Source organism: Streptomyces sp. NRRL F-5630 (assembly GCF_000719475.1).
Classification (GTDB): Bacteria; Actinomycetota; Actinomycetes; order Streptomycetales; family Streptomycetaceae; genus Streptomyces.
Window position 1 is genome coordinate 21,057 of record NZ_JOGO01000030.1, and the last position, 19,949, is coordinate 41,005.

Sequence of the window (19,949 nt, forward strand, 5' to 3'; positions counted from 1 at the left end):
CGGCCCCGCGTGCGGCGGGACCGCCCCGTGACGGCGGGTGTGTGCCGGGCGTCCGGGGAGCCTCAGCTCCGCGCACCGGCGCCCCGCAAGCCCTCAGCTCCTCCGTGCCACGGTGCCGACGGGGCCTCGGCTCCTCGCACCGGTGCGCGACGTGCCGGCGTGGGCCTCAGCCCTTCAGCTCGGCCGCGACCAGCTCAGCGATCTGGACCGCGTTGAGCGCCGCGCCCTTGCGCAGGTTGTCGTTGGAGACGAAGAGCGCGAGACCGTTCTCGACCGTCTCGTCGGCGCGGATGCGCCCGACGTAGGAGGGGTCCTTGCCCGCGGCCTGGAGCGGGGTCGGGATCTCGGACAGCTCGACGCCCTCGGCCTCGCCGAGCAGCTCCTCGGCGCGCGCGACGCTCAGCGGGCGGGCGAAGCGGGCGTTGATCTGGAGGGAGTGGCCGGAGAAGACCGGGACGCGCACGCAGGTGCCCGAGACCTTCAGCTCCGGGATCTCCAGGATCTTGCGCGACTCGTGGCGCAGCTTCTGCTCCTCGTCGGTCTCGAAGGAACCGTCGTCGACGAGGGAACCCGCGAGGGGGAGGACGTTGAAGGCGATGGGGCGCTTGTAGACACCGGGCTCGGGGAAGTCGACCGCCTCGCCGTCGTGCGTCAGCTTGTCGGCGTCGGCCACGGTCTTCTGCGCCTGTCCGTGCAGCTCGGCGACGCCCGCGAGGCCCGAGCCCGACACCGCCTGGTAGGTGGCGACGACGAGAGCTTCGAGCCCGGCCTCGCGGTGCAGCGGCTTGAGCACCGGCATCGCGGCCATCGTCGTGCAGTTCGGGTTGGCGATGATGCCCTTGGGCCGGTCCGCGATGGCGTGCGGGTTGACCTCGGAGACGACGAGGGGGACCTCGGGGTCGCGGCGCCAGGCCGAGGAGTTGTCGATCACGACGGCGCCGGCGGCCGCGACTTTCTCGGCCAGCGCCTTCGACGTCGCGCCACCGGCGGAGAAGAGGACGATGTCCAGCCCCTGGTAGTCGGCCGTCGCCGCGTCCTCGACCGTGACGGGGCCGCCCTGCCAGTCGATCGTGGAGCCCGCGGAGCGCGAGGAGGCGAAGAGCCGCAGCTCGGTGACCGGGAACTCCCGCTCGGCGAGAATCCTGCGCATGACCGTGCCGACCTGACCGGTGGCTCCGACGATTCCGACCCTCACGGGGGACTCCTTCACTGCTGCGGCCTTGGCTGGCCTGCGGACACACGACCATGATGCGACTGCCCGGGGGCGCTCTGTCCAATGCGATGTTCACTACGTGGGACGTGCCACAGGCGGTCCGCGGTGTCGTGACGCCGGGGTGAGACGGGTCACGGGGGAGGGGGCGGGGGGCGTGGTGATGGTCCGGGCGATCGTCCGATGATCGCCCGGCCGGTGTGCGGCGGAGGTGGCCGGATGATCGCCGCGCGGGGTGCGCCGGGCGAGGACAGGACACTCGCCGTGCGGGTTGCCGGGCGATCATCAGATCGTCGCCCGGCCGGTTTCCGGGGCGATATTCCGATCGTCGCCGTGCCGAACTTCGGAGGGATCGCCTCCCTGCCGCATCCCCGATCTCTGGGCCCCCTCCGCGAGGAGCGGCTAACGTCGATGGATGCGCTGGGAATTGAGGGTGGCGTCCTACGCCGTGTGTGTCCGCGAGAACCGTGTGAGCGCGAGCCCCGAGATCCTGCTCGCCCGTTGGGTCGCGGCGGACGGCCGCCGTCTGTGGACCCTGCCGGGGGGCGGTATGGAACCCGGCGAGGACCCGTACGACACGGTGATCCGCGAGGTCGCCGAGGAGACCGGTTACGAGGCCGAGCCCACCTCGCTCCTCGGGACCGACTCCATCCGCCGCGAGCACAGCCGCATGGGCACCCGCTCCGCCTTCCACGGCCTCCGGCTCGTCTACGAGGCGGCGATCACGGGTGGCAGCCTCCGCAATGAGGAGAACGGTTCCACGGACCTCGCCGCCTGGCACCCGCTCACCGGCATCGAGGAACTCCCGCACGTGGAACTCGTCGAGGTGGGGATGCGGCTGTGGCGCGAACGGCCCGCGGTGGGGCGGGTGCCGCGCGAGACGTGAGGGGCGCGGACCGCGCGGCGCCCGGTGGCGCGGGCGCGCGGGCCCGCCCGGCGCGGACCGCTCATCCCGTACGGCCCACGCCTCGCGCCTCGCGGCGCCGGACCCGCCCGTTCCCGCAGCGGTCTCGCCGTCTCCCCCCCGGCCCGGCCGACGCTCCGGGAGCCGCCCGCCGGTCGGCGCCTTCCGAGCGTCCCCGGGCCGTACCCCGGAGCCGCCCCGGCTGGTGTATCCCGAGCGCCCCCGACGCCCCCGGAGCCGCCCCCCAGCCCGCGCCTCCCCAGCCGCCCCGCCGTCGCCCAGAACCGGACGCCCGTGCCGCGCTCGGCAGCCCCTACCCCCGTACATGAACCCCGCGTTGCCCGCTGAAGGCCGGTGCCCGGCCGGGTGGGGACGGGCGGGTGGGCCGAGTGATCCCCGTAGCCCAAGCGGTGGCGAGCCGTGCGGCGGCGTTCACGTCGTGGCCACTCGCGCTGCCGAACCTCCCAGGTGAGGAGGGGGAACCGCTCCCTCCCGCCGCCCGGGAGGGACGCGCATGTCGCGTACACACTCCAGCAGCACCCCCCACGACACCCCCGCTCCCCACACCCCCGCCCCGCGCTCCGCCCCCGCTCGCCGCACCCTCCTGCTCGCCGCGTCGGCGGCCGGGCTCACCGCAGGGGCCGCCGGCCTCTCCGGCGCGCTCGGCGCCTGGGGCAGCCCGCCCCGCACCGCCGCCCCCGCCCCCGCCGGGGCGCCCGCGCCCGCCGTCCGGCTCTCCTCCCGGCCTTCGCCGCCCGCGCCCCTCGCCCCCTACACCGAGGGCACCACCCTCGACTCCGTCGCCACCCCGCGCGGCGGCCCGGGCGGCTACCGGCGGCTCGCCGAGGGACCCGGTTGGGACCGCCTCGTACGCGAGGATCTCGCCACCGCCCACGCGGGACGGCGGGACCGGCGGCGCACTCTCGCCGCGCTCGTCCAGTTCACCGACCTGCACCTCGTCGACGTGCAGCACCCGCTGCGGTACGAGTACCTGCGCGCGGCGACCGCGAGCGCCTGGCGCCCGCAGGAGGCGCTGTCCGTCGTCGGCGCGCTCGCGCTCGTCGAACGGGTCAACGGCTTGCGCGGCGCCCCCGCGACAGGGGCCCCGCTCGACCTCGTCATGACCACGGGCGACAACACCGACAACAACGCGGCCTGCGAACTCGACTGGTTCCTCGGCCTGATGAGCGGCGGCGCCGTCACCCCCGACACCGGCCTCCGCGGCCACTTCGAGGGTGTGCAGAGTGCCGGGCTCGACCTCTACTGGCAGCCGGACGCGCGCCATGCCGACGCGGACAAGCGCCACGGCTACCCGTACCTGCCCGGCTACCTCGCCGCCGCGACCCGCACCCTCCACAGCCCCGGGCTCGACCTCCCCTGGTACTCCACGGTCGGCAACCACGACTTCCTTCCCGGCGGCTGCTGGGGCCCGGGCGACGGCTGGGCGCGCGAGATCGCCACGGGCGACCGCAAGCTCATGAGCCTCCCGGCCGGCACCGGCGCCGGCTTCTGGCGCAAGGTCACCGCCGGACAGGACCCCAAGGGAGACCTCTTCCGCGCCCTTCTGCACGAGCAGCGCCGCCGCACCCGCCGCGTCACCCCCGACCCGCGCCGCGCTCCCGTCACCCCCGAGCAGTACCTGCGCGCCCACCTCGACCCCCGGCACACAGGCCCCGGGCCGCACGGTCACGGCTACACGGAGAACAACCTCGACCGCCGCACCCGCTACTACGCCTTCCCGATCGGCGACGACGTCCTCGGCATCAGCCTCGACACGACCGACCTCGGCGGCCATTACGAGGGCTCGCTCGACGAGACGCAGTTCCGGTGGCTGGAACGCACCCTCGCACGCGCCGAGCAGCCGTACGCGCTCGTCTTCAGCCACCACACGAGCGCCACGATGCGCAACACCCGTCCCGACCCGGCCCGCCCCGGCGAACGCCGAAGGGACGGTGCGGCGGTACGGGACCTGCTCAGCCGCAGCCCGCGCGTCCTCGCCTGGATCAACGGGCACAGCCACAAGAACGCGATCACCCCTCACCCCGGCTTCTGGGAGATCTCCACCGCATCCCACATCGACCACCCCCAGCTCGCCCGCGTCATCGAGGTGACGGCCAACGGCGACGGCACGCTCTCCCTCTTCACCACCCTCGTCGAGTCCTCGGCCCCGGCGGCGACCGACCGCACCGACCTCGGTCCCCGGGGCCTCGCCTCCCTCTACCGCGAACTCGCCCTCAACGCCCCGGGCGCCCGCACGAGCCTCGCCGGACGCCCCTCCGACCGGAACACCGAACTCCTGCTCCCCACCCGCTGAACCCCGTCCCCCGAACGGCCGTACACCCGTCGGCAGGTGACCACATCGCCTTGTCGACATATGTCCGGAAGTCGTCTCGTGCGGGAGTTCGAGAGACTCACGCGGGGGAGGGCGAGAGAGGGAGGGAGCAGTGAGGGAACGGGGGAGGGGTGGAGCAATGAAGGGGCGGGCGGGGTTCCGTGCCGCCCCGGTCACGGCACGCCCCGGACTCCAGGCGCCTCAGCGCGGCAGCACCTCCACGTACGCCGCCGGTTCGCGGTCCGCCGCCGTGAGCAGTGCCGTGCGCACGACGCAGGACTGCTGCTCGGCCGCGTCCCGCAGCTTGCGCGGGGTGAGGTGGAGGAGCGTGATGCCGAGCAGTTCCAGGCGCTCCCGCTTGCGCGCCGACTCCGTCCACGTCGCGTCCGGCGCGTGCGCCTCGCCGGGCCGGTGCACCCGCGTGTCCAGTTCGACCGCCACGGCCTGTTCGGGCCAGTACGCGTCGACCGTGCCGAGCGAGGGACCCTGGGGAAGCCGCAGCTCGACGTTCCACGCCGGGTCGGGCAGCCCGTTCTCCTCGACCATGCGGTACAGCCGTTCCTCTGCGACGCCCCGGTCCTCGCGCAACAGCGTCTCCATGGCGTCCAGTACGCACGGCCTGTTCATGAGCCCGCAGCGCCGGAGTTCGGCCAGGAGCGCCCCGGTGCCGCAGTACCCCTCGCGGACCGCGCGCCCCAGCAGCCGCGTCACCGCCGCCGCGTCGCTCAGCTCGGCGACCGTGTCGGCGAGGGCCCGCGTCACGGGCGCGGTCGGCACGCCCGTGACCTGCTGCGGGACGGGCAGTTCGGCGCCGCGCACGATCCGCACGAACGCCGTCGAGCGCAGCCTGCGTGTCCGTGGCACGAGCACGTCGTACCGCTCGGCCCTCGCGAGCGACCCCACCGGGCCCTCCAGCGGGAAGCCGTGCAGGGCGAGCGCGGCCGGGCCCGTGATCATCGCGACCGTGCCGGGATCGCGGGCTTCCTCGGAGGTCGGCTGGGCCGGGACCCCGCGGGCCCGCCCGGCCGGGGGCCGCCGCGCGTACCGCACGGCGGCGTGCAGCCGCTCCTCCGTCGTGGGCCGCCCGGAACGCAGCAGGAATACGCCGGGGAGCAGGCGTTGCCAGCCCCCGCCGGGGGCGCAACGGGCCGTCAGCCGGGCGGCACTGATCCCCCGGGCGCGCAACTGCGCGGCATCGGCCACGAGGTGCGGACCCGTGATGGGCAACTCGCGAGCCGCGGGGGCGGCTGAGGAAGCGGGGACGGCAGAGGAGAGATGAGTCATGCCGGGGGTCTTCCTCCCCGGCGCCCCCGGCTAACCGCTGTAACGATTCCGTCGACGAAACCGGACAACTTCGTCCTAAAGTACGCGTGTTCGAGTGCCGAGACGGAGGCAGAGCCGAACGGGTGAGAGCCTCCCGGCCTGCGACAACGCCGCCGCCCGCGCGTCCCGGCCCACCGCGCCTCCCCTCTGCCCGGCCGCGCCGGGGCAGGAAGCGAACCCCGCCCCGGCGCACCGAAGTCCGCCCCGCATCCCGGCGCCCGCGAGCTCTGCCCCGCCCCGGCGCACTCGGGGCCCGCCCCGGGGCGGCGCTCCGGAGCTCCGCCCCGCCCCGGCGCTCCGGAGCTCCGCCCCGCCCCGGCGCCCCCGGGGTCCCGCCTCAGCTCGCCTTCGCGTCGCACTCCTGCGCCCGCAGGGCCCGTGCGAGGTCGTCCCGCGACTCCGCCACGAGCCGCCGTGCCGCCTGCGAGACCTCCGGGTGCTGGAGGAGCCACGCGTCCGCCTGCTCCAGCGTCGCCGTGCTGTCCTGGAGCGAGGGGAAGAGCCCCCGCACGATGTCCATCCCGATCTGGATGGACCGCTCGCTCCACACCCGTGCGATCGCCGCGAAGTACTTCTCCGCATACGGCGCGATCAGCGCCCGCTGGCTCGGCTGCTCGAAACCGGCGATGCTCGCCTCGACGAGCGCGTTGGACAGCTCGTCCGACTCCACGACCTGCGCCCACACCTGCGCCTTGACGGCCTCGGTGGGACGCGCGGCGAGCAGCCGCACCTGGTGGCGCTTGCCGGAGGCGGTGTGGTCGCGGGCCAGTTCGGCCTCGATCTCCTTCTCGCCCGCGCGCCCGTCCACGACGAGCGGTTCGAGGAAGGTCCAGCGCAGCTCCTGGTCCACCTCCAGGCCCTCCACCGACTCCGTACCGGCGAGCAGGCCCTCCACCAGGGCGAGTTCCTCGGCCGACGAGGCGGTGGCCGCGAGGAAGCGGGCCCAGGTGAGCTGGTGCTGGCTGCCGGGCTCGGCGGCCCTCAGCTCCTGGAGCGCACCGGCGCCGAGCGCGGCGGCGGTCTCCTCGCGGCGCGTGGGCGCCACGTAGTGGGTGACCGTGGTACGTGCCCAGGCGTGCAGCATCTGGAGCACACCGATGTCGCTCTCGCGGCCCGCGAACCGCAGCACGGTCGCGATGAACTCGCGCCCCGGGAGGAGCCCGTCCCTGGTGAGTCCCCACAGCGCCGACCAGCACAGGGCGCGGGCGAGGGGGTCGGTGATGTCGCCGAGGTGGGCGCGCAGCGTGGCGAGCGAGGTCGCGTCGAAACCGATCTTGCAGTAGGTGAGGTCGTCGTCGTTGACCAGGATCAGCTCGGGGGCGTCCTGCCCGGCCAGCTCCGTGATGACGGTGCGGGGCCCGGCGATGTCCGCCTCGGCGCGCGCGTACCGCACGAGCGCGCCGTTCTCGCGCCGGTAGAGGCCGATCGCGACGCGGTGGGGCCGCAGCTCCGGGTGCGAGGCGGCGGCCTCCTGGCGCACGGCAAGCTCGGCGATCTTGCCCTCGTCCAGCGTCAGTTCGGGCGTGAGCGTGTTGACGCCCGCCGTTTGCAGCCAGGCCGCGGCCCAGCTCGTCATGTCCCGCCCGGAGGTCTCGGCGAGAGCCGCGAGCAGGTCGCCGAGCGTCGTGTTCCCGTAGGCGTGGCGCTTGAAGTAGCGGCGCGCGCCTTCCAGGAAGGCGTCCTGCCCGACGTAGGCGACGAGCTGCTTGAGGACGCTCGCGCCCTTCGCGTACGTGATGCCGTCGAAGTTGAGCTTCGCGTCCTGGAGGTCGCGGATGTCGGCGGTGATCGGGTGCGTCGAGGGGAGCTGGTCGGCCCGGTACGCCCACGCCTTGCGGTTGTTGGCGAAGGTGATCCAGCCGTTGCGGTGGCGGGTGGACTCGACCATCGAGAAGGCGCCCATGAAGTCGGCGAAGGACTCCTTGAGCCACAGGTCGTCCCACCACTTCATGGTGACGAGGTCGCCGAACCACATGTGCGCCATCTCGTGCAGGATGACGTTCGCGCGCCGCTCGTAGGAGGCCTCGGTGACCTTGCCCCGGTAGATGTACTCCTCGCGGAAGGTGACCATGCCCGGGTTCTCCATCGCGCCGAGGTTGTACTCGGGGACGAACGCCTGGTCGTACTTGCCGAAGGGGTAGGGGTAGTCGAAGTTCTCGTGGAAGAAGTCGAGGCCCTGCTTGGTGACGAGGAAGATGTCGTCCGCGTCGAAGTAGGGGGCGAGGCCCTTGCGGCACATGGCGCCGAGCGGGATCTCCAGCGTCGACCCGTCGGGCAGGGCGCGCCGGTAGGAGTCCGTCACGTAGTGGTAGGGGCCGGCGACGACGCACGTGATGTACGTCGAGATCGGCTCGGTCTCGGCGAACTCCCACACGCCGGACGTCAGCTCGCCCGCGCCGTTGCTCCACACCCGCCAGCCCGCGGGGGCCTGGACGCGGAAGCGGTACGGGGCCTTGAGGTCGGGCTGCTCGAAGTTGGTGAAGACCCGGCGGGCGTCGGCGGGCTCGTACTGCGTGTAGAGGTAGACCTCGCCGTCCTCGGGGTCGACGAAGCGGTGCATCCCCTCACCGGTGCGCGAGTAGGCGCACCGCGCGTCGACGACGAGGGTGTTCTCGGCGGCGAGGCCGTCGAGCGCGACGCGGGTGCCGTCGAAGACCTCGGCGGGGTCGAGGGAGCGGCCGTTGAGCGTCACGGAGTCGACGGAGGGGGCGACGAGGTCCGCGAAGCTGCTCGCCCCGGGCTCCGCGCACGTGAAGCGGAGCGTGGTCAGCGAACGGAAGGTACGGGGGCCCGAGGCGGGACCTTCGCCGACGGCGGAGCGCAGGTCGAGCTCCACTTCGTACGAGGTGACCGAGAGCAGCTCCGCCCTGGTACGGGCTTCCTCGCGGGTCAGGTTCTCTCCGGGCACCGGCACTCCTTCGTGACTGTGGGGCGTGGCTGGCATCGCGCTGCGTGACAGAGGGTGCGACGCTGCCGCACTGCGTCGCACCGCGGTCGCACTGTGGGGATACGCCAACGATCCTCGCACGAGGCCGGGAGGGAGGACATCAGGGAGTCCCCGGACAAACAACCCGGAGATTTTTCAGGGTCGGCAGACCGTGACCCTGAGTTTTTCCCTGAGATCGTCGTTCGCAGGAATCCCTGGCCGCGAAGGCACGTTGCCAGCGGTGAAGACTGACCCACGAACGGCCGGTGCCCGTGACCGCGGGACGGCGCTACGAGGAGCGAGATGAGCGAGCAGCAGACGCAGGAACGGGTGACCGCGGACTTCTGGTTCGACCCGTCGTGCCCGTGGGCATGGATGACCTCGCGATGGATGCTGGAGGTGGAGAAGCTCCGCCCGGTCGACGTGCACTGGCACGTCATGAGCCTGGCCGTGCTCAACGAGCCGCGGCTCGACGAGCTGCCCGAGGAGTACAGGGACATGATGGCCGGCCCCGCCTGGGGTCCGGTGCGCGTCGTCATCGCGGCCCGTGAGCTGCACGGCGACGAGGTGGTCGGCAAGCTGTACACGGCGCTCGGCACCCGCTTCCACAACCGGGGCGAGGGCCCGACGCGTGAGGCGATCCTCGGCGCCCTGGAGGAGGTGGGGCTGCCGGCCTCCCTCGCGGACTACGCGGAGAAGGACACGTACGACACCGAACTGCGTGCCTCGCACAAGGAGGGCATCGACCTCGTCGGCCAGGATGTCGGCACCCCGGTCATCGCCGTCCCCGGCGCCACGGGCGAGCGCGTGGCCTTCTTCGGTCCCGTCGTGACCCCGGCCCCCAAGGGCGAGGAGGCGGCCCGCCTGTGGGACGGCACCCTCGCTGTCGCCTCGGTCCCGGGGTTCTTCGAGCTGAAGCGCACCCGCACCCAGGACCCGGTCTTCGACTGACCCCCGCGTCCGGCGCCCGCGCCCGGGTCTCCCGGCCCCGCCGCGCGGGCGCACCGCGCCGTGCCGCTACTCCACCCCCTCGGGAATCCGCAGGAACTCCGGGTGGAAGCGGCGCGTATTGCCGGAAGAGCGGACCTTCCGGCAGGAACCGGCCGTGCACATGAGCAGATCACCGACGTAGAAGGTGGCGCCCTTCTGCAGGCGGACCCACCGCTGCTGGTTCTCGGTCAGGGGGAGATGCCGCTCCGTGCTGCGGCAGAAGACGCAATAGGTGTCTTTGGGCTGCATTCGCCCACGATGCGGCACGGGAACGGGCCCCGTAAGAGCGCGCGGCGACCTGGGCCCGCGAGCCCCCGGAAAGCACCCGCACGCCTCATGCGCCCGCCCACCACGCCGGTCGCCCGCACGCCGCGTTCCTCCCTCGCCCGGACGCGGAGAACCCCCGCGAGTCACGTCCTCGCGGGGGTTCTCCTCTCTGCCGCCTGCCGCGTGAAAGGTGAGAAGACGATCACGAGCAGGACGTGCGGGGGCCGGGGCCTCAGGGGGCCAGGATGAGGGAGTCCGTGCGGGCCTTCGCCGCGCGGTAGCGCGCGGCGACGTCCTGCCAGTTGACGACCTGCCACATCGCCTCGATGAAGTCCACCTTTTGGTTCTTGTACTGGAGGTAGAAGGCGTGCTCCCAGGCGTCGAAGACGAGGACGGGCACCGAGCCCTGCCCCACGTTGCCCTGGTGGTCGTAGATCTGCTCGACGATGAGGCGGCCGCTCACCGGCTCCCAGGCAAGCACGCCCCAGCCGGAGCCCTGCGTGGTCGCGGCGGCCTTGGTGAGCTGGGCCTTGAAGCCCGCGTAGGAGCCGAAGGACTCCTTGATGGCGTCCGCCAGATCGCCGACACCATCGGCCGCGAGCGGTTCGCCGCCGCCCTCACCGGTCATGTTGTGCCAGTAGATGCTGTGCAGGATGTGCCCGGAGAGATGGAACGCGAGGTTCTTCTCCAGCCCGTTGATGGACCCCCAGGACTCCTTGTCCCGCGCCTCGGCGAGCTGTTCCAGGGTGTCGTTCGCGCCCTTGACGTAGGCCGCGTGGTGCTTGTCGTGGTGCAGCTCGATGATCTCCGGGCTGATCACCGGGGCCAGCGCGGAGTAGTCGTACGGCAGTTCCGGGAGTGTGTAGACGGCCATGCGGAGACGCCCTCCAAGACTTCTTGTTGCGCCGAGCTTATTGCGAATGGCTTGCAAGTGCACGTTATCAGCGAGAGTAGCCGGTGGATCATGCGGGCGTACGCGACATGCCGCCGTCGGAGGGGTGGGGGGGAGCGCACGGAGAAGGCCCTTCCGCGACCGGCCCCCTCCCTGCGAGGACCGGCCCCGGTGCACACGACAGCGGGCCCCCGGCGCAAGCGCCGGGGGCCCGTAATGGCCGCGAAGAGGATGGCTGGTCAATCGGTACGCGCCCGGGTTCCCTCCCGGCCGCCGCGCGCGGGCGCCGCCTGCGTCGGCACGGCTTCGCCTTCGCCGCGCCCGCCAGGACCGTCCTCCCGCAGGCCGGGACCGCCCTCGCGCCCGCCGACACCGTCCTCGCGCCCGCCGACACCGTCCCCTCGCGCACCCGCGCCGTCCCCTCGCGCCGCGCCACGTCCCCTCCCGTACCGCGCCAGCCCCACCGCGCTCAGGACGACCGCGAGGCCGCCGGTGAAGTAGAGCTGGACGCGGGTGTCGGGTTCGCGGAGCATGAGCAGCAGCACGGCGACCATCGCCGCGAGCGCGACCCAGGTGAGCCAGGGGAAGCCCCACATGCGGACGAGGAGCCGCTCGGGCGCCTCGCGTTCGAGGCGGCGCCGGGTGCGGAGCTGGGCGGCTCCGGTGAAGCCCCACACGACGAGGACCGCGGCGCCGACCATGTTGAGCAGCCACGAGAAGACCGTGTCCGGCCACCAGTAGCTCAGCAGCACCGCGAGGAAGCCGAAGGCCGACGAGGCGACGACGGCGGGGCGCGGCACGCCGCCGCGCGAGAGGTGCCGCAGGAAGCGGGGGCCTTGGCCGCGCGCGACCAGCGAGTAGGCCATGCGTGAGGAGCCGTAGATGTTCGCGTTCATCGCCGAGAGCAGCGCGGCGAGGATGACCACGTTCATGGCCTGCCCGGCCGCCGGGATGCCGAGGCTGTCGAGCACCGCCACGTACGGGCCCTTCGCGGAGACCTCGGGGTCGCGCCAGGAGACGAGCGTGACGATGACGGCCATCGAGCCGACGTAGAAGACCGCGATGCGCCACATCGCGGTGCGCACGGCCTTCGCGACGCCGCGCGCGGGCCGCTCGGACTCGGCCGCGGCGATCGTCACGGTCTCCAGGCCCCCGTACGCGAAGACCGAGGCGAGCAGTCCGGTCACGAGCCCGTCCGCGCCGTGCGGGAAGAAGCCGCCCTCGCCGGTGAGGTGCCGCGCCCCCGGCGCCTCGCTGCCGGGCAGCACTCCGGCGATGGCGAGCATCGCGAGGACGAGGAAGGCGCCGATCGCGGTGACCTTGAGCGCCGAGAACCAGAATTCGAACTCGCCGAAGTTGCCCACCGCGGTGAGGTTCGTGGCGCAGAACAGCACCATGAAGAGCGCGACCCACAGCCAGTCGGGGGAGCCGGGGAACCAGCCCGTCATGATCGAGGCCGCGCCGATCGCCTCGGCCGCGACCCCGACGCACAGCAGCATCCAGAACATCCACCCGGCGGTGAACCCGGCCCACGGGCCGATCGCGCGCTCGGCGTGGACGGAGAAGGAGCCCGAGGCGGGGTGCGCCGCCGACATCTCGCCGAGCATCCGCATCACGAGCATGACGAGCGCGCCGGAGAGCGCGTAGGCGAGGACGACCGAGGGCCCGGCCGAAGCGATGCCCGCGCCCGAGCCGACGAAGAGTCCCGCGCCGATGACCCCGCCGAGCGCGATCATCGAGAGGTGGCGCTGCTTGAGGCCGTTGCCGAGACCGTTGCCCGGGTCATGGCCGGTGGGGGAGAGTGGGGTGGGGAGGCCGGTGGCGGACGGCGGCGCCGTCGTCCCGGGCGGCATCGGCTCTCCGGCGGTGGTGCCTGCCGGTGGTGGGGTGCGCGGGGTCATGGGCACGATCCGTGAGGTGGGGGACGGGGACGCCGGGGGATTCTCGCGCGCGGTCCGCTTTCCGGGATGGAGTGTCCGCCATGCGGACGTCCAGTTCACGCGAGGTGAAGCCGCGCTCGCCGAGCGGCTTTGGCGGAACTCCACAGCCCCCCGCTCCCGGGCTCGGCGAGAGTGGCCCTCCCGTCCACCCGGCCTCGTGAGAAAGGGGCGTTGTCATGCGGGGCTTGCTCCGAAGGTGACGAGGCTCACGCCGAAGAGGCGGGAGAAAGGGTGTGAAGGGGACCCTTTGTGAGATCCCCACCAAGTCTCTCCTCGGGGCTTTGTCCGCCACGGCCGGTGAACGCCCGTTGACTCCTCGGTACGGTCGCACTGCGCCCCTCCGGGCGCCTCCCCTGCCGAACGGCCCCGTCCCCACGGAACCACCCGAGAACCGGAGTTAATGCGATGAGTTCTGTCTCTGCCGTCCACCGTCCGGGAGCGGTCCTCGCGGACCTGCTCCCCGCGAGCCGTGCCCGGGACGCCGTCCTCGTGCTCGGCGGTGCCGCGCTCACCGGGCTCGCCGCCCAGATCGCGATCCCGGTGCCGGGCTCCCCGGTCCCCGTGACCGGCCAGACCTTCGCCGCGCTCCTCGTGGGCACGGCGCTCGGCGCCCGCCGCGGCTTCCTCGCGCTCGCCCTCTACGCGGTGGCCGGGGTCGTCGGGATGCCGTGGTTCTCCGAGGGACAGTCGGGGGCCGCGATGGCCTCCTTCGGCTACATCCCCGGCATGATGATCGCCGCCCTCGTCGTCGGGACGCTCGCCCGGCGCGGCGCCGACCGCTCGCCGCTGCGCACCGCGGGCGCGATGCTCCTCGGCAACGTGATCATCTACGCGACCGGCGTTCCCTACCTCGCGTACTCCGCGCACCTCGACGCGAGCGCGGCCATCGCCGCGGGGCTCACCCCGTTCGTCGTCGGCGACCTCCTCAAGACCGCCCTCGCGACCGGCGCCCTCCCCACCGCCTGGAAGCTGATCGGCCGCCACCAGGACTGACCCCTGTCCCCCGCTTGAGCGCCGCTCCGGCCGAACGGCCGCCGGGCGGCGCTCGCGCACCCGGGGGCGGGCGCCGGCGGCACCGGCGGAAGGGCGCGCCCGACGCGCCGAGGGGGCGGACCCGCCCGGGCCCGCCCCCTCGGCGTCCGTCAGCGTGCGGGCGGAGTCGTCACTCCCGTACCGCCGCCGCCTCCGGGACCGCGTCAGGACCCGCGCCGGGACCCTGCTTCTTGCGCACCTGCTGGCGGATCAGCGCGAAGCCGACCACGAGTGCGGCCACGAGCAGCGAGAGGAGCATCTGCACACGGCCGTCGTCGTCGAACAGCATGTAGACGACGACGAAGAGGATCATCGCGATCGTCAGCCACGTCAGATACGGGTACAGCCACATCCGCACGACGAGCTTCTCCGGCGACTCGTGCTGGATCTTCCGGCGCAGGCGCAGCTGGGAGAAGCAGATGACGAGCCACACGAAGAGCGCGACCGCTCCCGAGGAGTTGAGCAGGAACTCGAAGACGCTCTCGGGCCACTGGTAGTTGAACCACACCGCGACGAAGCCGAAGACGACCGAGCCGAGGATCGCCGCCTGCGGCACGCCCCGGCTGGTGGTGCGCGCGAACGCCTTCGGCGCGTCGCCGCGCCCGCCCAGCGAGAAGGCCATGCGGGAGGCCGTGTAGAGGCCGGAGTTGAGGCAGGAGAGCACGGCGGTCAGCACGATGACGTCCATGATCTGGCCGGCGTGCGGGATGCCGATGGAGTTGAGCGCCGCCACGTACGAACCGTCGTCCTGGATGGACTTGCTGTCCCAGGGCAGCAGCGTGAGCACGACGAAGATCGAGCCCAGGTAGAAGATCCCGATACGCCAGATGACGCTGTTGGTCGCCTTCGTCACGGCCTTCTGCGGGTTCGAGGACTCACCGGCGGCCAGGGTGACGATCTCACTGCCCATGAAGGAGAAGACGACGAGCAGCACGCCCGTGAGGACCGATCCCGCCCCGTTGGGCAGGAAGCCGCCCGTATCGGTGAGGTGGTCGAAACCCGACCCGGGGTTGTCCGAACCGGGCAGGATGCCGAAGACGGCGAGCAGTCCGATGATCACGAACGCGCCGATCGCGACGACCTTGATGCCCGCGAACCAGAACTCGAACTCCCCGTACGAGCCGACCGACACGAGGTTCGTCGCGGTCAGCACGACCATCACGATCAGAGCCCAGCCCCACTGCGGTATCGCGGGGACCCAGCCGTTGAGGATCACCGCGCCCGCAGTCGCCTCGACGGCGAGCACCACGACCCAGAAGAACCAGTACAGCCAGCCGATCGAGAAGCCCGCCCAGCGCCCGAGCGCCATGTCCGCGTAGGCCGAGAACGACCCCGACGACGGCCGCGCGGCGGCCATCTCCCCGAGCATCCGCATGACCAGTACGACGAGCAGCCCGACGAGCGCGTACGAGACCAGAATGGCCGGGCCCGCCGCGGCGATACCGGCACTGGAGCCCACGAAGAGACCGGCGCCGATCACGCCCCCGATGGCGATCATCGACAGGTGACGGCCCTTGAGACCCTGCTGAAGCCCCTCCGCGTTCTTCGCGGGACCCCCGTCGCCTCCCCCGGGACCGCCGCCGTCCCCCCGGGGCTCGCCGGGGCCCTGGTGACCGCCGGGGCCCCCGGGATCGCCGGGTCCGCCGTTCCCGCCCGGCCCTTGGGGCCCGTCCTTGTGTCCGGGCTCGCTGATCGACTGCGTCATACGTGGAGTCCTTCGTCTCATCCGAGCATGGGTTCCGGAAGAGGACCACAAAGCGGGCGCTTAGTGGAACCCCCGCATCCGATTTGTTGTCAAGGACACGCTCGGTTGGCTGGGTCACCGTCCGGGGCGGGGCACGGATACGGGGGGACGCGCGCCACCCGGACCCGGGAGCGGCTACCCCGTTCTCGACGTGCCACACTCCTCGGTATGCGCGTGTACCTCGGCTCCGACCATGCGGGCTACGAACTCAAGAACCACCTCGTCGAATGGCTCACCGAGCACGGCCACGAGCCGGTCGACTGCGGGCCCCACCTCTACGACGCCCAGGACGACTACCCGCCCTTCTGCCTCCGCGCCGCCGAGCGCGCCGCCGCCGACCCCGAGGCGCTCGGCGTCGTCATCGGCGGCAGCGGCAACGGCGAGCAGATCGCGGCGAACAAGGTCGAGGGCGTCCGCTGCGCCCTCGCCTGGAGCGTCGAGACGGCGAAGCTCGCCCGCGAGCACAACGACGCCAACGTCGTCTCGGTCGGCGCCCGGATGCACTCGACCGACGAGGCCACCTCCTTCGTCGAGGTCTTCCTCAGCACCCCGTACTCCGGGGAGCCGCGCCACACCCGGCGCATCGAGATGCTCACCGCGTACGAGAAGAGCGGCGTCCTGCCGCCCGTCCCGGCCCACCACCCGCAGCCCGAAGCCTGACCGTGCCCGAAGGTCACACCCTGCACCGGCTCGCCGCCGACCACGACCAGCGGTTCGGCGGCCGGCCGGTGAGGGCCGTCTCTCCCCAGGGCAAGTTCGCCGCCTCGGCCGCGCTGCTCGACGGGGCCGTCCTCGACGGCGCCGAGGCCCACGGCAAGCACCTGTTCCTGGGCTTCGGCCCGCTCGGCTGGGTCCACATCCACCTCGGCCTCTTCGGCAAGGTCGCCCAGGGGCCCGGCAGCCCGCCCCCGCCCACCGACACGATCCGGCTGCGCCTGACCGGACCGGGCGGCTGGTCCGACCTGCGGGGCCCCACGGCCTGCGCCCTGATCGACGACGACGCCAAGGCGGCCGTCCACGCCCGCCTCGGCCCCGACCCGCTGCGCGAGGCCGACGACGGAGAGGCCGCCTGGACCCGTGTCTCCCGCAGCCGCACGACGATCGCCGCGCTGCTCATGGACCAGAAGGTCGTCGCGGGTGTCGGCAACGTCTACCGCGCCGAAGTCCTCTTCCGCCACGGCATCGACCCCGCACGCCCCGGCCGCTCCCTCACCCGCGCCGAGTGGGACGCGCTCTGGGCCGACCTCCGCGACCTCATGCGCGAGGGCGTCCGCCTCGGCCGGATCGACACGGTCCGCCCCGAGCACACCCCCGAGGCCATGGGCCGCCCGCCCCGCCGCGACGATCACGGCGGCGAGGTCTACGTCTACCGCCGCGCCCTCCAGCCCTGCCTGATCTGCGGCACGGAGATCAGGACACGCGAGCTGGCGGGCCGCAACCTCTTCTGGTGCCCGCGCTGCCAGGGGACCGAGGGCTAGCCAAGGAGGCGGGGCCACCCCTGGGGTACGCCCCCGCTCCGGAACCCGCCCGCGCACGGAACCCGCGCCCCGCCTCAGAACCCGTGCGCCAGGAACGGCGCCACCTGGCTCCCGAAGGCGAGCGACACCCGCCCCAACGCGCCCGCCCTCAGCTCCCGCACCCGCCCGGCCGCCGCGAACTCCGTGAGGGACGTGCCGCCGAGGTACGCGCCGCCCAGCTCCCGTACCGACAGCGCGAGATCCGCCGCGTCCTCCGTCCGTACGCACTCCGCGCCCTCCGGGCCGCCCCGCAACCGCCAACGCCCCTCGTTCCACGGGCAGAAGTCGTCCCGCACCTCGACCACGACGTCCACCGGAACCTGGTACGTCCGGGCCGCGAGCGCCGCGCCCACGTCGACGAGCCGCACGTACAACTCCTCGCGCAGCGTCGGGCGGCAGCGGCGCACGTCGCTGACGAGCGCCTGCCACGGCGCGTCGACCGGCGTCCGGCTCAGCTCCACGGTCTCCATCAGGTCGAGCGAGAGGACATGCCGCAACAGCGCCGCGTACGCGGCGGGATCGAGCGCCTCCAGGTTGCGCACCCGTACCTCGCCGTGCGGCGTGCCCGCCGTGTCCCACACCGGTTTGACCTGGAAACGGGTGAACCCCACGACCTCGCCGTCGCGCTCGGCGAGCACGACTCGCAACGCCGAGAAACCCGCACGGTCCGCCTCCGGGTCGAGCACCCCGAGCCGCTCCCAGCCCGGCTGCCGCGCGAAGAGCCCGGGGCGCCCGGGAACGAGCGCCGCGTACACCGCCTCGCACGCGGGCAACGACTCCAGGAGCCCCGCCCGGCGCACCCGGACCCGCTCGGTTCCCTCCGGAGCCGCCACCCGCACCCGGTGCGCGTCGATGCGCGCCCGCACCATGCGCGTCGCGGCCTCGTACCCGAAACGACCGTAGATCGGCGCCTCGGAGGCGGTCAGCACCGAGAGCGGCTCGCCGAGGGCGCGCACCTCGTCGAGTTGTCGGCGCATCATCGCGGTGAGCACGCCCTGCCGCCGGTGCGTGTCGGCGACGCTCACCATCGTCACGCCGTTCGCCGGGACAGGGGCGCCGCCCGGCACGGTCATCCGGAACGCGAACCCGCTCGCCGTACCGATCAGCTCCGCACCGTCCCAGGCGGCGAACGCGCGGTCGAACTCGACGAGTTCGTCCCAGAGCGCGCGCTCCTCCTCCGCCTCGTGCAGCCCGCCGAACGCGAGGGTCAGATTGTCGTACCACTGGGAGTAATGGGCCTTGTCGAGCTTGCGTACCTCGGTCGTCATACCGCCTCCCTACCAAGGCCGCCGTCTCGCCGCGAGGGGATTTTCCACGGGGTGCGCGGTGTGCGCCCCCTGTGCACTCCGCACGCCCGATCATCTGTGCGGAATTCGTGCGGTGTGCGCTTCCTGGACAAAGTGGACCCCTCGGTGCGCGAAGGCATCGCCGCTCGGTAGGGTCCCGAGCAATGACAGGCGAACGCGTTGCGGCGCAGACCCCCGCGGCACGGTGGCGGAAGCGGTACCACCGGGTCCGCATCGCCGTGCGCCGGGCGGGGGTCGACTACTTCCGGGGTGACGGTTCGGACTGGATCGCCCTCGCGGGGCTGCTCCTGTGCGTGCCGCTCATCGGCTGGCTCACGGTCGTCGCGCCCGTCTGGTGCGATCCCGCGATGCTCGCGGTCCCGATCACGCTCGGCGGTCTCGTCCTGCGCCCGGCGAGCCTGCTCGGGCTCTACGCCGCGTCGGCCGCCGCCCTCATCGTCGAATCGGTGGTCCTCGGCCCGTACGCCGACGGCCCTGCGCGGGTCACCCCCGGCTCGATCCTCGTCGTCGCCGGCTGCGGTTTCATCAGCCTGCTCGTCGCCCAGTTCCGCAGCAGGGTCGGCGTGCCGTGGCGGCGCGGCGGCACGATGCTCTTCGACCTGCGCGAACGCATCCGGGTCCAGAGCAAGCTGCCGGGCCTGCCGCGCGGCTGGCACCGCGAGATGTCCCTGCGGCCCGCCGGCGGGCAGTTCTTCTCGGGCGACTTCGTCGTGGCCGCGCGCACGGAGAAGGGCCGCGTCCTCGAAGTCGTCCTCACCGACGTCTCCGGCAAGGGGATGGACGCGGCCTCGCGCGCACTGCTCCTGTCCGGCGCCTTCGGCGGCCTCCTCGGCTCGCTGCCGCCGGCGGACTTCCTGCCCGCGGCCAACGGCTACCTGCTCCGCCAGGACTGGGACGAGGGCTTCGCCACGTCGATCCACCTGGTCCTCGACCTGGAGACCGGCGCCTACGAGGTCTACTCGGCGGGCCACCCGCCGGCCGTCCAGCTCCACGCCGGAACGGGCCGCTGGGAGCAGATGACCGCCGAAGGCCCCCTCCTCGGTGTGTACGGCGGCGCCGAGTTCGACCCGGCCAAAGGCCGCCTGAACCCGGGCGACGTCCTCATGCTCTTCACCGACGGCCTCGTCGAGACCGCCGAACGCGAGATCTCCGAGGGCATAGACCGCCTCACCGGCGAGGCCGACCGCTACGTCCCGGGCGGCTTCGCGGGTGCCTCGTGGCACCTCATCGAGGCGGTCGCCAAGGACGTGAACGACGACAGGGCGCTGGTGCTGATCTGCCGGGACCAGGTGGGGGAGCGCGACGCGTCCGGCGCGTAGGCGGACGCAACCCGCGTGTCCGTGCCCGCCCGCTCGGTCCTCCGCTTCGGCACGCGCCCGCTCGTTCCTTCGCCCCGTCGTCCCGGTGCCCCCCACCGGAAGCGCGCGGCGTCGGAACGCGCCTTCGCCCGGCCGTCCCTGGGCCCGTCACCGGAGGGACGCGGCGCCGAAGACGCCCCCGGGTCGCGTCCCGTCCGGTCGGCGGGGAGCGCATGAGGCCGGAGCACGTGACGCGGGGCGCCCTGT

At 72.9% G+C, this 19,949-nt stretch carries 15 protein-coding genes; 7 read left to right on the forward strand and 8 right to left on the reverse strand.

The window, feature by feature from the left end; all coding sequences use genetic code 11:
- Nucleotides 1-166 precede the first annotated feature (166 nt).
- Entirely contained in the window at nucleotides 167-1,195 is a 1,029-nt protein-coding gene (locus IF99_RS0115975; RefSeq protein ID WP_030997168.1) for an aspartate-semialdehyde dehydrogenase, read from the reverse strand.
- A 430-nt stretch (nucleotides 1,196-1,625) separates the two neighbouring features.
- Between IF99_RS0115975 and IF99_RS0115980 the strand changes: the two genes are divergently transcribed.
- Nucleotides 1,626-2,096, forward strand: a complete 471-nt coding sequence (locus IF99_RS0115980) for an NUDIX hydrolase (protein ID WP_030997169.1) — start codon at nucleotides 1,626-1,628, stop codon at nucleotides 2,094-2,096.
- A gap of 532 nt (nucleotides 2,097-2,628) precedes the next feature.
- Nucleotides 2,629-4,428 (forward strand): TIGR03767 family metallophosphoesterase, encoded by a 1,800-nt coding sequence (locus IF99_RS0115985; protein WP_030997170.1) that lies wholly within the window; start codon nucleotides 2,629-2,631, stop codon nucleotides 4,426-4,428.
- Between the two features lie 219 nt (nucleotides 4,429-4,647).
- Here IF99_RS0115985 and IF99_RS0115990 read toward each other — a convergent pair whose 3' ends face one another.
- Nucleotides 4,648-5,730, reverse strand: a complete 1,083-nt coding sequence (locus tag IF99_RS0115990) for a hypothetical protein (protein ID WP_030997171.1) — start codon at nucleotides 5,728-5,730, stop codon at nucleotides 4,648-4,650.
- Between the two features lie 376 nt (nucleotides 5,731-6,106).
- Complete coding sequence (gene pepN / locus IF99_RS0115995; RefSeq protein ID WP_030997172.1) at nucleotides 6,107-8,677, reverse strand: aminopeptidase N; 2,571 nt, start codon at nucleotides 8,675-8,677, stop codon at nucleotides 6,107-6,109.
- A 321-nt stretch (nucleotides 8,678-8,998) separates the two neighbouring features.
- Between pepN and IF99_RS0116000 the strand changes: the two genes are divergently transcribed.
- Nucleotides 8,999-9,646 carry a DsbA family protein gene (locus tag IF99_RS0116000; protein ID WP_030997173.1) on the forward strand — a complete coding sequence of 216 codons (648 nt, stop codon included), beginning with the start codon at nucleotides 8,999-9,001 and terminating at the stop codon, nucleotides 9,644-9,646.
- Nucleotides 9,647-9,712: 66 nt separating this feature from the next.
- Here IF99_RS0116000 and IF99_RS0116005 read toward each other — a convergent pair whose 3' ends face one another.
- The 3 genes from IF99_RS0116005 to IF99_RS0116015 form a co-directional block, all read right to left on the reverse strand.
- The gene (locus tag IF99_RS0116005; protein WP_030997174.1) at nucleotides 9,713-9,934 is read right to left on the reverse strand and encodes a hypothetical protein; all 222 of its coding nucleotides are present in this window, start codon (nucleotides 9,932-9,934) and stop codon (nucleotides 9,713-9,715) included.
- Between the two features lie 250 nt (nucleotides 9,935-10,184).
- A complete protein-coding gene (locus IF99_RS0116010) occupies nucleotides 10,185-10,826 on the reverse strand; it encodes a superoxide dismutase (protein WP_007827063.1) in 642 nt (213 codons plus the stop codon).
- A gap of 257 nt (nucleotides 10,827-11,083) precedes the next feature.
- Entirely contained in the window at nucleotides 11,084-12,745 is a 1,662-nt protein-coding gene (locus tag IF99_RS0116015; protein ID WP_420705675.1) for an amino acid permease, read from the reverse strand.
- Between the two features lie 444 nt (nucleotides 12,746-13,189).
- Between IF99_RS0116015 and IF99_RS0116020 the strand changes: the two genes are divergently transcribed.
- Nucleotides 13,190-13,777 carry a biotin transporter BioY gene (locus IF99_RS0116020; protein WP_030997176.1) on the forward strand — a complete coding sequence of 196 codons (588 nt, stop codon included), beginning with the start codon at nucleotides 13,190-13,192 and terminating at the stop codon, nucleotides 13,775-13,777.
- A 169-nt stretch (nucleotides 13,778-13,946) separates the two neighbouring features.
- Here the strand turns inward: IF99_RS0116020 and IF99_RS0116025 are convergent, their stop codons facing one another.
- Entirely contained in the window at nucleotides 13,947-15,521 is a 1,575-nt protein-coding gene (locus tag IF99_RS0116025; protein ID WP_030997177.1) for an amino acid permease, read from the reverse strand.
- 207 nt (nucleotides 15,522-15,728) lie between these two features.
- Here IF99_RS0116025 and IF99_RS0116030 point away from each other — a divergent pair, with 207 nt between their 5' ends.
- Both IF99_RS0116030 and IF99_RS0116035 read left to right on the forward strand, forming a co-directional pair.
- Complete coding sequence (locus IF99_RS0116030; RefSeq protein WP_030997179.1) at nucleotides 15,729-16,220, forward strand: ribose-5-phosphate isomerase; 492 nt, start codon at nucleotides 15,729-15,731, stop codon at nucleotides 16,218-16,220.
- Nucleotides 16,221-16,222: 2 nt separating this feature from the next.
- The gene (locus IF99_RS0116035) at nucleotides 16,223-17,038 is read left to right on the forward strand and encodes an Fpg/Nei family DNA glycosylase (RefSeq protein ID WP_030997180.1); all 816 of its coding nucleotides are present in this window, start codon (nucleotides 16,223-16,225) and stop codon (nucleotides 17,036-17,038) included.
- 74 nt (nucleotides 17,039-17,112) lie between these two features.
- Here IF99_RS0116035 and IF99_RS0116040 read toward each other — a convergent pair whose 3' ends face one another.
- The gene (locus tag IF99_RS0116040; RefSeq protein ID WP_030997181.1) at nucleotides 17,113-18,345 is read right to left on the reverse strand and encodes a GNAT family N-acetyltransferase; all 1,233 of its coding nucleotides are present in this window, start codon (nucleotides 18,343-18,345) and stop codon (nucleotides 17,113-17,115) included.
- 182 nt (nucleotides 18,346-18,527) lie between these two features.
- Here IF99_RS0116040 and IF99_RS0116045 point away from each other — a divergent pair, with 182 nt between their 5' ends.
- Entirely contained in the window at nucleotides 18,528-19,703 is a 1,176-nt protein-coding gene (locus IF99_RS0116045; protein ID WP_030997182.1) for a PP2C family protein-serine/threonine phosphatase, read from the forward strand.
- Nucleotides 19,704-19,949 lie beyond the last annotated feature (246 nt).

Excerpts from the sequence above, each read along its gene's own strand:
- IF99_RS0115980 (WP_030997169.1), top strand. The coding sequence starts at position 1,626 with ATGCGCTGGGAATTGAGGGTGGCGTCCTACGCCGTGTGTGTCCGCGAG.
- IF99_RS0115985 (WP_030997170.1), top strand. The coding sequence starts at position 2,629 with ATGTCGCGTACACACTCCAGCAGCACCCCCCACGACACCCCCGCTCCC.
- IF99_RS0115990 (WP_030997171.1), bottom strand. The coding sequence starts at position 5,730 with ATGACTCATCTCTCCTCTGCCGTCCCCGCTTCCTCAGCCGCCCCCGCG.
- IF99_RS0116000 (WP_030997173.1), top strand. The coding sequence starts at position 8,999 with ATGAGCGAGCAGCAGACGCAGGAACGGGTGACCGCGGACTTCTGGTTC.
- IF99_RS0116005 (WP_030997174.1), bottom strand. The coding sequence starts at position 9,934 with ATGCAGCCCAAAGACACCTATTGCGTCTTCTGCCGCAGCACGGAGCGG.
- IF99_RS0116010 (WP_007827063.1), bottom strand. The coding sequence starts at position 10,826 with ATGGCCGTCTACACACTCCCGGAACTGCCGTACGACTACTCCGCGCTG.
- IF99_RS0116015 (WP_420705675.1), bottom strand. The coding sequence starts at position 12,745 with ATGACCCCGCGCACCCCACCACCGGCAGGCACCACCGCCGGAGAGCCG.
- IF99_RS0116020 (WP_030997176.1), top strand. The coding sequence starts at position 13,190 with ATGAGTTCTGTCTCTGCCGTCCACCGTCCGGGAGCGGTCCTCGCGGAC.
- IF99_RS0116025 (WP_030997177.1), bottom strand. The coding sequence starts at position 15,521 with ATGACGCAGTCGATCAGCGAGCCCGGACACAAGGACGGGCCCCAAGGG.
- IF99_RS0116030 (WP_030997179.1), top strand. The coding sequence starts at position 15,729 with ATGCGCGTGTACCTCGGCTCCGACCATGCGGGCTACGAACTCAAGAAC.
- IF99_RS0116040 (WP_030997181.1), bottom strand. The coding sequence starts at position 18,345 with ATGACGACCGAGGTACGCAAGCTCGACAAGGCCCATTACTCCCAGTGG.
- IF99_RS0116045 (WP_030997182.1), top strand. The coding sequence starts at position 18,528 with ATGACAGGCGAACGCGTTGCGGCGCAGACCCCCGCGGCACGGTGGCGG.